Here is a 9,267-nt window from a genome sequence, read left to right on the forward strand (position 1 = left end):
TGGCGGCCCTGCGACTGGCGCGGCAGCCGCGCCTCGGTCCCGGCCGTGGCGAGTGTGACGCGCTCGGCGCCGCGGTCGGCGCGCTCGTACTCGTAGGCGGGCCGGTACGTGTCGTAGCCCTCGGCGGCGGGCTCGTGGGGGCCCTGCGGGTACGGCTCGTACGACACACCGTTGCCGTACGGCTGGTACGTCTCGTACGTCTCGTACGGCGAACTGCTCACGACGACGCTCCCGGCGCTCCAGGGGTCCGGTCCCCGGGCGGGGGCGGATCGGGCGAGCAGAACCTAGCGGAGCGCCCGTCACTCTCCCAAGCAACGCGACTACTCAGTGTCGCGACCGTGGCCGGAGATGACCGGGTTCGAGCGGGGTGTGCCGTTATGCGTCAGTAACCAAAAACGCGGGCCGTGTTGGCGGAGACCGACGTCGCGAGGGCTTCCTCGGTGACGCCCTTGACCGTCGCCATGGCGCGCAGCGTGACCGGAATGAGATACGGGGCGTTAGGCCGACCGCGGTACGGGGCGGGGGTGAGGAAGGGCGCGTCCGTCTCCACGAGCAGCAGTTCGTGCGGCGCGACGGCGAGGGCGTCGCGCAGCGGCTGCGCGTTCTTGAACGTCATGTTCCCCGCGAACGACATGAAGTAGCCGTTGCGCGCGCAGACTTGGGCCATCTCGGCGTCACCGGAGTAGCAGTGGAAGACGGTGCGCTCGGGGGCGCCCTCCTCCTTCAGGACGCGTAGCACATCCTCGTGGGCCTCACGGTCGTGGATCACCAGGGCCTTGCCGTGCCGCTTGGCGATCTCGATGTGCGCGCGGAAGGAACGCTCCTGTGCGGCCTTGCCCTCGGGCCCGGTGCGGAAGTAGTCGAGGCCGGTCTCGCCGACGCCCTTGACCTGCGGCAGGGCGGCGAGCCGGTCGATCTCGGCGAGGGCCTCGTCGAGCCCGGCGTCGCCGAGCGGCTCGCGCGCCCCCTGCCGGGACCATCCGTCGGGGTCGCCGTGCACGATGCGCGGCGCTTCGTTCGGGTGCAGGGCGACCGTCGCGTGCACGCGTGCGTGGGTCTCGGCCAGGGCGGCCGCCCACCGGGAGCCCTTGAGGTCGCAGCCCACCTGGACCACGGTCGTCACGCCCACCGACGCCGCCTTGGCGAGGCCCTCCTCCACCGTGCCCGCCTGCATGTCCAGGTGGGTGTGGGAGTCGGCTACCTCCACCGCGAGGGGCGCGGGCAGCGGCGGCGGGGTGACGTCTTTCGAACGCTCGGGGCTCATGCCCCGATCCTACGAAGCCGCTGGGCGGGCGCGCCTCACGCGTCCTTCTTGTGGTGGGCGAAGGGGTGCAGCAGGTCGGACAGGTGCCAGTGGTGGCGTCCCGTGTCGTCCCCGGCCGCCGCGGGCCGGGGGACCTCCGCCGGTCCCGCGGCGGGGGCGTGGTGGCGCTGCATCACGTCGAGCACCGACGAGACGCGGCCGGCGCGCATGATCCGTACGACGTGGCCGCCGCAGTTCAGACAGGTGGGTCGGGTCAGCGGCGACGGCACGTGCTCGCCGTCCGCCACGTACATCACGAACTCCGCGCCGTCGCCGTCGACGTGGTGCTCAATCTCGTACGACTGCTCCCAGCCGTGCCCGCACCGCATGCAGGCGAACGAATACGACTCGTGGGCGATGGAAGTCGCCGCGCTGCGATTCGGGACGGGGTGGGTGTCGGTCGTGTCGGCGCCGGAGGCCTCAGAGGCCGTCCTGGAGACCGCGAACTCGCTCATGCCAGCTCCTCTTGTCCGCTGGACAAGCGCTGCCCGGAGGCAACGTGGGGACGGGTGCGTCCCTTCAACCAGTGGACGCCTCCGCCGGGCCGAGCGCAAAAGACCTGCCGACTATTGGATCCGATTTGGCATTTCCCTGTCGAAATGCCCAGGCACCCGGTCTTCGCTTTGCTTTTCGATACCCGCCTTTACGTGTCTATGGGGTCTGGCGGGCCGCATTTTTTGCCGCCACGACCGCATCGAAGACGTCCCGCTTGGGTAGCCCGGCCTCGGCGGCCACGGCGGCGATCGCCTCCTTGCGCCGCTCCCCCGCCTCCTCCCGCACCTGCACCCTGCGCACCAGCTCATCAGGGGTGATGCCGTCGGCCGACTTCTCCGGTGCGCCCTCGACGACGACGGTGATCTCGCCCCGCACGCCCTCGGCCGCCCATGCGGCGAGTTCCTTCAGCGGGCCCCGCTTCACTTCCTCGTACGTTTTGGTCAGCTCCCGGCACACGGCGGCCCGGCGTGATTCCCCGAACGCCTCGACCATCGCCGCGAGGGTGTCGTCGAGCCGGTGCGGCGCCTCGAAATAGACGAGGGTGCGGCGCTCGTCCGCGACGTCCTTCAGCCGGCTCAGGCGCTCGCCCGCCTTGCGCGGCAGGAACCCCTCGAAGCAGAACCTGTCGACGGGCAGCCCGGACAGCGCCAGCGCGGTCAGCACGGCCGACGGCCCCGGCACGGCGGTGACCCGGATGTCCCGCTCGACCGCGGCCGCCACCAGCCGGTACCCGGGGTCGGAGACGCTCGGCATCCCGGCGTCGGTCACGAGCAGCACGCGCGAGCCGCCCGCGAGGGCCTCGACCAGCTCCGGCGTACGGGCCGCCTCGTTCCCCTCGAAGTACGACACGACACGCCCGCCGACCTGCACGCCGAGCGCCTGCGCGAGCCGCTTCATGCGCCGGGTGTCCTCGGCGGCGACGACATCGGCGACGGCCAGCTCCTGGGCGAGCCGGGGCGGCGCGTCCGAGACGGCACCGATGGGCGTACCGGCGAGCACGAGCGTTCCGGGGGACTGGGGAGAATCAGCGCTTCCTGTCACGGTTCCATCCTCGCAGGGCCACGCGGTGTGCCCCGCGCACGGGACTCGCACAGCCGGGTTCCCTACGATGGCGCGGTGACCAGTACCGCGTCGTCGTCCCAGCCGACCCCGACCAGCGCCCCGCCCGAGCAGTCCCCCGAGGGGGAGCGGCAGCCCTCGTCGTGGCTGCGCGGCCTGCGCCGGTTCGGGTACCGGCCCCTGGACGGCGGCGGTGACGTCAGCACCCGTCTCGTGCCGCCGTATCCCGCACTGTCCTCGCGGCTGTGGGCGTCGTTCGGCCTGGGCCGGTTCACCGCGGAGCAGACGCGCCGGATCCTCGGCTGGGCCGGTCCGCTGCTCGTGACGCTCGTCGCCGGTCTGCTGCGCTTCTGGAATCTCGGCAGCCCGAAGGCCGTGATATTCGACGAGACGTATTACGCGAAGGACGCCTGGGCGCTCATCCACCGCGGCTACGAGGTGAATTGGGCCAAGAACGCCAATGACCTGATCCTGGAGAAGAACGGCCACGTCGCGATTCCGACGGACGCGTCCTATGTGGTGCATCCGCCGGTCGGCAAGTACGTCATCGGGATCGGCGAGTGGCTCTTCGGGTTCAACCCCTTCGGCTGGCGGTTCATGACGGCGGTCCTCGGCACGCTGTGCGTGCTGATGGTGTGCCGGATCGGCCGGCGCCTGTTCCGCTCGACGTTCCTGGGCTGTCTGGCCGGCGCGCTGCTCACGGTGGACGGCCTGGCGTTCGTGATGAGCCGCACCGCGCTGCTCGACTCGATCCTGGTGTTCTTCGTGGTCGGGGCGTTCGGCTGCCTGATCCTGGACCGGGACAGGACCCGGGAACGCCTGGCTGCCGCGCTCCCTGTCGACGCACACGGCCTGGTGCGCCCCGACGCGGACGTCGCGACGACGGCGCGCCTGGGCCTGCGCCCCTGGCGCCTGCTCGCCGGCCTGTGCCTGGGCCTCGCGGCCGGCACGAAGTGGAACGGCTTCATCTACCTGGCGGCCTTCGCCGTGATGTCGGTGCTGTGGGACGTCGGTTCGCGGCGGGTGGCCGGTGCGCGGCACCCGTACCGCACGGTCCTCAAGCGGGACGTCCTGCCGGCGTTCGTCTGCACGGTCCCGGTCGCCGTCGCCACGTACGTGCTGTCGTGGCTGGGCTGGATCCTCTCCCCCGCGGACGGCAGCGGCGGCTACTTCCGCAACTGGGCGGCGACCGCGGGCAAGGACGGCGGCGCCACCTGGCTGCCGGACTGGGTGCGCAGCCTGTGGCACTACGAGCACGAGGTCTGGAACTTCAACACCAACCTCAGCTCGCCGCACACCTACCAGTCCAACCCGTGGAGCTGGATGGTCGACGGCCGCCCGGTCTCGTACTTCTACGAGTCCCCCACCGCCGGCCGGCAGGGCTGCCCGGCGGACACGACCGACAAGTGCGCCCGCGAGGTCCTGGCGCTCGGCACGCCGCTGCTGTGGTGGGCGGCCTGCTTCGCGATCCTGTACGTCCTGTGGCGCTGGTTCTTCCGGCGCGACTGGCGGGCGGGCGCGATCGCCTGCGGCATCGCGGCGGGCTATCTGCCCTGGTTCAACTACCAGGAGCGGACGATCTTCTACTTCTACGCGGTCGTCTTCGCGCCGTTCCTGTGCCTGGCGCTGGCGATGATGCTGGGCGGGATCGTCGGCCGGGCCGGGTCGTCCGAGCGACGGCGGGTGATCGGCGCGGCGGCCGCGGGAGTCCTGGTCCTGCTGATCACCTGGAACTTCATCTACTTCTGGCCGATCTACACCGGCCACGCGATCCCGATGGACTCCTGGCGGTCACGGATGTGGCTGGATACCTGGGTGTGAGCCGGTTTCGGCCGCATTTGTGATCACTCTTCGGACACTCTTAGGACACCTTCGGACACCATCTGCGGAACACCCCTCACCTGGGTCACCCGGCCCGCATAAAGTCCCTCCCGTCTACCTGGGGAGGGGGCGCGCATGCGCAGGGGGGTCAAGGCCGCCATCGTCGGCGGGGTGTTCACCGTCATGGTGGGCGGTGCCGGCTACGGGGCCTACAACATCGTCACGGCCGTCTCCGGGGACGGCGGCTCGTCGTCCGCGGGCGGGTCCACGGCCCGCAGGACCGGGCCGCCGTCGGGCGACGAGGTCGAGGAGACGGCGCGGAAGTTCCTCTCGGCGTGGGCGAAGGGCGACGCGGACGCGGCCGCCGGCTACACGAACTACAGCGAGAACGCGCGGCCCGCGCTGGCCGGCTGGCGCGACGACGCGCACGTCACGCACACCGTCCTGACGGCGGGCACGCCGCGGGGCGTCACGGTCCCGTTCAAGGTCAAGGCCACGGTCACGTTCGGGAAGCAGAGCAGGACGATGGCGTACGACTCGTCGCTGACCGTCGTGCGCGGCGAGACCACGGGCCGGGCCCTGGTGCGCTGGCGCCCCTCCGTCCTGCACCCGGCCATGCGGGAGGGCGACACCCTGGTCACGGGCGAGTCCGCGGCGGCGCCCATCGAGGCCGTCGACCGCGACGGGCAGGTCCTGACCAAGGAGAAGTACCCTTCGCTCGGGCCGGTCCTGGAGCAGCTGCGCGCCAAGTACGGGGACAAGGCGGGCGGTTCACCGGGGATCGAGACGTACGTCGAGCGCGAGGGCGCGGACGGGACGACGACCGCGAAGACGCTCCTCACGCTCGCCCAGGGCAAGCCCGGCAAGCTGCACACGACGCTGCGGGCGAGCACGCAGGCGGCGGCCGAGCAGGCGGTGAAGAAGTACGCCGAGTCGTCGGTGGTCGCGGTCAAGCCGTCCACCGGTGAGGTGCTCGCGGTCGCCAACGCCGACAAGCCGGAGTTCAACGCCGCGTTCAACGGCCAGGTGGCACCCGGCTCCACGATGAAGATCGTGACGGCGGCCGCGCTCATCGACAACCACGTGACGTCGGCGAGCGGCCCGGCGCCCTGCCCCGACTCCGTCGTCGCGATGAGCCAGACCTTCCACAACCTGAAGGGCATGGCGGCGAACGAGGGCGCGACGCTGTCCAACAGCTTCGCCCGGTCCTGCAACACCGCCTTCATCAAGCTCTCCGACGACCTGCGCGCGGACCGGTTCGCGGCCGAGGCGTCGAACCGGTTCGGCCTCGGCAAGGACTGGAAGACCGGGATCACCTCGTACGACGGCTCCGTGCCGGTCGCCGGCGGCTCGGACGACGCCGCCGGGATGATCGGCCAGGGCAAGGTGCAGATGAACCCGCTGAACCTGGCGTCGGTCACCGCGACCGCGATCACCGGTGCGTTCCACCAGCCGACCCTTGTCGCGCAGTCGCTGGACGACCGTCAACTGGCCACCGCGCAGGGCCTTCCGGGCTCCACGGTCGGCCAGCTCAAGTCGATGATGCGGCTGACCGCGACCAGCGGCACCGCCGTGAACGTCATGGCGGGGCTGCCCGGCGACATCGGGGCGAAGACCGGCTCCGCGGAGGTCGACGGGCAGGGCAGGTCCAACTCGTGGTTCACCGGCTACCGGGGCGACGTCGCGGCGGCCGCGATGGTGCTGAGCGGCGGGCACGGCGGCGACGCGGCGGGACCGATCGTCCGCGCCGTCTTGCAAGTTGGGCCATAAGGGGCGCAGGAAACGACAGCGGGGCAACAACGGGGGCCCCACAACGAAACCACAGGAGCGTCTGCGACGTTCTGTACTACGACGGGTGAGGTCCGCGGTCCTCTCGGGGCTACCCTTGCCGTCCGCCAGATCCCCGGAGGGAACACGTTGGGCACCAGAGGCAAGCGCAGGGCCCCCGCCCGCCGGAACACCAACGCCCTGGCGATCGGCGCGGCCGCAGCCGTCGCCGTCGTCGGGGCCGGCGTCGGTGCCTACGCCCTGATGGACAGCGGCAGCGGTTCCGCCGCGGCGGCGGACGCGAAGCCGAAGGTGCGCACGGGCCCGCCGTCCGCCGCCGAAGTACGCACGGCCGCCGACCGGTTCCTCACCGCCTGGCAGTCCGGCGACCCCGCGAAGGCGGCCGCGTACACGAGCGATCCGGCGGCCGCGCGGGCCGCGCTGACCGGCCTGGCCAAGGACGCCCACCTCACCGACGTGAAGGTCACCCCGGGCACCCGCGCGGGCGCCGCGGTCCCCTTCCACGTCACGTCGACGGTCGCGTACGAGGAGAAGAAGGGCGCGGGCGGCGCGAAGGCGGGCAGCACGAAGCTGAGCAAGCCGTTCGCGTACGACTCCTCGCTCACGGCGGTGCGCCGCAAGGACGACGGGAAGGTCCTCGTCGACTGGCAACCGTCCGTCGTGCACCCGGAGTTGAAGGACGGCGACCGGCTCGTCACCGGTGAGGCGGGGGACCCGCCCATCAAGGCGGTGGACCGCGCGGGCGGCGAACTGACCGCGAAGAAGTACCCCTCGCTCGGCACGGTCATCGACGGGCTGCGCGAGAAGTACGGCAAGAAGGCGGGCGGCACCGCGGGCGTCGAACTGCGCATCGCGCGCAAGGAACCCGCCAAGGACGCCAAGAAGAACGCGCTGCCCGACAAGACCCTCCTGACGCTGTCCGAGGGCACCCCGGGCACCGTGAAGACGACGATCAGCCCGTCCGTGCAGGCCGCCGCGGAGAAGCAGGTCGCCACGAGCCAGAAGGCCTCGGTCGTCGTGGTCCGCCCGTCGACCGGCGAGATCCTGGGCGTCGCCAACTCCAGCCCGGGCTTCAACGCGGCGTTCCAGGGCTCCCTCGCCCCCGGCTCCACGATGAAGGTCATCACGTCGTCGCTGCTCCTGGAGAAGGGGCTCGCGGGGGTCGACAAGAAGCACCCGTGCCCGAAGTACTTCACGTACGGGCACTGGAAGTTCCAGAACGACGACAAGTTCGAGATCAAGGACGGCACGTTCAAGACGGCCTTCGCCGTGTCGTGCAACACCGCCTTCATCAGCCAGGCCCCGAAGCTCGACAACGACTCGCTGACCAAGCAGGCCCAGCAGGTCTTCGGCCTCGGTCTGAACAACTGGGCGATCGGGGTGCCGAGCTTCGACGGCGCGGTGCCGGTGCAGTCGCAGGCACAGATGGCGGCGTCGCTGATCGGCCAGGGCGGGGTGCGGATGAACCCGCTGAACATGGCGTCGGTCGCGGCGACCGTGAAGTCGGGCACCTTCCACCAGCCGTACCTGGTCTCGCCGGACGTCGACGGCCGCACGCTCGCCAAGGCCTCACGGACCCTGTCCGCGGGGACCCTCGCGGACCTGCGCGAGCTGATGCACTACACGGCGATCGCGGGCACGGCCGTGAAGCCGATGGCCGGGCTCGGCTCCGACATGGGCGCGAAGACCGGTTCGGCGGAGGTCGACGGGCAGAAGGAACCCAACGGCTGGTTCACGGCCTGGCGCGGGGACCTGGCGTCGGCCGCCGTGGTGCAGCAGGGCGGGCACGGCGGTGACTCGGCGGGGCCGATCGTGCGGCAGATGCTGCTGAACGGCAGCTGATACGGGGTCGCGTGGGAGGTACACGGGCCGTTACCGTGCCGCCCATGACAGATGCAGCACACCCCCGTTTCGCCGCCGCCGTGACCGCGATGGGTCTGGCCGAACTCCTGCCGCAGGTACGCACCTTCCCGGAAGGCGCCCGCACCGCGCAGGAGGCGGCCGACGCGATCGGCTGCGAACTCAGCCAGATCTGCAAGTCGCTGATCTTCGCCGCGGACGGCGTGCCGGTGCTCGTCCTCATGGACGGCGCGTCACGCGTGGACGTCGAACTCGTGCGACGGGAACTGGGCGCGCAGAAGGTGACCCGCGCCAAGGCGGACGTGGTGCGGGAGTTCACCGGGTACGCGATCGGCGGCATCCCGCCCTTCGGGCACGTGTCGAAGACCCGGGTCCTCGCGGACCGTTCGCTGCTCACGCACGACCTCGTGTGGGCGGCGGCCGGCACCCCCCACAGCGTCTTCCCGATCGAGCCCAAGGACCTGGTGACGCACGCGGGCGCCACGCTGGTGGACGTACGGGAATGACACCGGTCGTCGCGGCGGCGGTGCTGCTCGCCGCCGTCACGCACGCCTCCTGGAACGCCCTGGCCCACCACATCACCGACAAACTGGTCGGCTTCACGCTCATCTCGGGCGGCGGCGCGCTGATCGGGCTGGTCATGGCCTGCTTCGCGCCGCTCCCGGCGGCCGCCGCCTGGCCGTACCTGCTCGCGTCGGCGCTCGTCCACATCGCGTACTACGTGCTGCTGATGACGTCGTTCAGGCTGGGCGACTTCGGCCAGGCGTACCCGATCGCGCGCGGCACGGCCCCGCTGGTGGTGACGGTCCTCGCGGCGGCCTTCGCGGGCGAGGTGCCCGGCGGCTGGCAGGCGGCCGGGGTCGCGGTGTCCTGCGCGGGCCTGACCGGGCTCGCGGTGTGGGGGATACGCGGATCGGGGCGCAGGCCCGACTGGCGGGCGC

General features: G+C 71.4%; 7 protein-coding genes and 2 pseudogenes. 5 read left to right on the forward strand and 4 right to left on the reverse strand.

The features are described 5' to 3' along the window. The 4 genes and pseudogenes from G3I40_RS21070 to rsmI form a co-directional block, all read right to left on the reverse strand. Positions 1–221 (reverse strand): annotated as a pseudogene (locus tag G3I40_RS21070) (resuscitation-promoting factor); the annotation flags it as partial. Between the two features lie 161 nt (positions 222–382). Then, positions 383–1,264, reverse strand: coding sequence for a TatD family hydrolase (locus G3I40_RS21075; RefSeq protein ID WP_164303692.1), 882 nt, complete (start codon positions 1,262–1,264; stop codon positions 383–385). A gap of 35 nt (positions 1,265–1,299) precedes the next feature. Continuing rightward, positions 1,300–1,758 (reverse strand): hypothetical protein, encoded by a 459-nt coding sequence (locus G3I40_RS21080; RefSeq protein WP_203644503.1) that lies wholly within the window; start codon positions 1,756–1,758, stop codon positions 1,300–1,302. Positions 1,759–1,954: 196 nt separating this feature from the next. Continuing rightward, positions 1,955–2,839 (reverse strand): 16S rRNA (cytidine(1402)-2'-O)-methyltransferase, encoded by an 885-nt coding sequence (rsmI, locus tag G3I40_RS21085; RefSeq protein ID WP_164303693.1) that lies wholly within the window; start codon positions 2,837–2,839, stop codon positions 1,955–1,957. 75 nt (positions 2,840–2,914) lie between these two features. On the opposite strand from rsmI, the gene G3I40_RS21090 reads away from it, so the two are divergent. From G3I40_RS21090 to G3I40_RS21110, 5 genes and pseudogenes are all read left to right on the forward strand, one after another. Next, positions 2,915–4,678 (forward strand): phospholipid carrier-dependent glycosyltransferase, encoded by a 1,764-nt coding sequence (locus G3I40_RS21090; protein WP_164303694.1) that lies wholly within the window; start codon positions 2,915–2,917, stop codon positions 4,676–4,678. Between the two features lie 135 nt (positions 4,679–4,813). Further along, on the forward strand, positions 4,814–6,448 hold the full coding sequence (locus tag G3I40_RS21095; RefSeq protein WP_164303695.1) for a penicillin-binding transpeptidase domain-containing protein: 1,635 nt from the start codon (positions 4,814–4,816) through the stop codon (positions 6,446–6,448). 261 nt (positions 6,449–6,709) lie between these two features. Continuing rightward, positions 6,710–8,308: a penicillin-binding transpeptidase domain-containing protein gene (locus G3I40_RS21100; protein ID WP_164303698.1), complete on the forward strand. Its 1,599-nt coding sequence runs from the start codon at positions 6,710–6,712 to the stop codon at positions 8,306–8,308. Between the two features lie 44 nt (positions 8,309–8,352). After that, on the forward strand, positions 8,353–8,832 hold the full coding sequence (locus G3I40_RS21105) for a YbaK/EbsC family protein (RefSeq protein ID WP_164303696.1): 480 nt from the start codon (positions 8,353–8,355) through the stop codon (positions 8,830–8,832). Continuing rightward, positions 8,829–9,267: pseudogene (locus G3I40_RS21110) on the forward strand (EamA family transporter); the annotation flags it as partial. The gene G3I40_RS21105 and the pseudogene G3I40_RS21110, both read left to right, overlap by 4 nt.

It is taken from the genome of Streptomyces sp. SID14478, assembly GCF_010548525.1.
In the GTDB taxonomy this organism is placed as follows: domain Bacteria; phylum Actinomycetota; class Actinomycetes; order Streptomycetales; family Streptomycetaceae; genus Streptomyces.

Bases quoted from the DNA above. Each gene is read 5' to 3' on its own strand.
- G3I40_RS21075 (WP_164303692.1), bottom strand. From the start codon at position 1,264: ATGAGCCCCGAGCGTTCGAAAGACGTCACCCCGCCGCCGCTGCCCGCG.
- G3I40_RS21080 (WP_203644503.1), bottom strand. From the start codon at position 1,758: ATGAGCGAGTTCGCGGTCTCCAGGACGGCCTCTGAGGCCTCCGGCGCC.
- G3I40_RS21095 (WP_164303695.1), top strand. From the start codon at position 4,814: ATGCGCAGGGGGGTCAAGGCCGCCATCGTCGGCGGGGTGTTCACCGTC.
- G3I40_RS21100 (WP_164303698.1), top strand. From the start codon at position 6,710: ATGGACAGCGGCAGCGGTTCCGCCGCGGCGGCGGACGCGAAGCCGAAG.
- G3I40_RS21105 (WP_164303696.1), top strand. From the start codon at position 8,353: ATGACAGATGCAGCACACCCCCGTTTCGCCGCCGCCGTGACCGCGATG.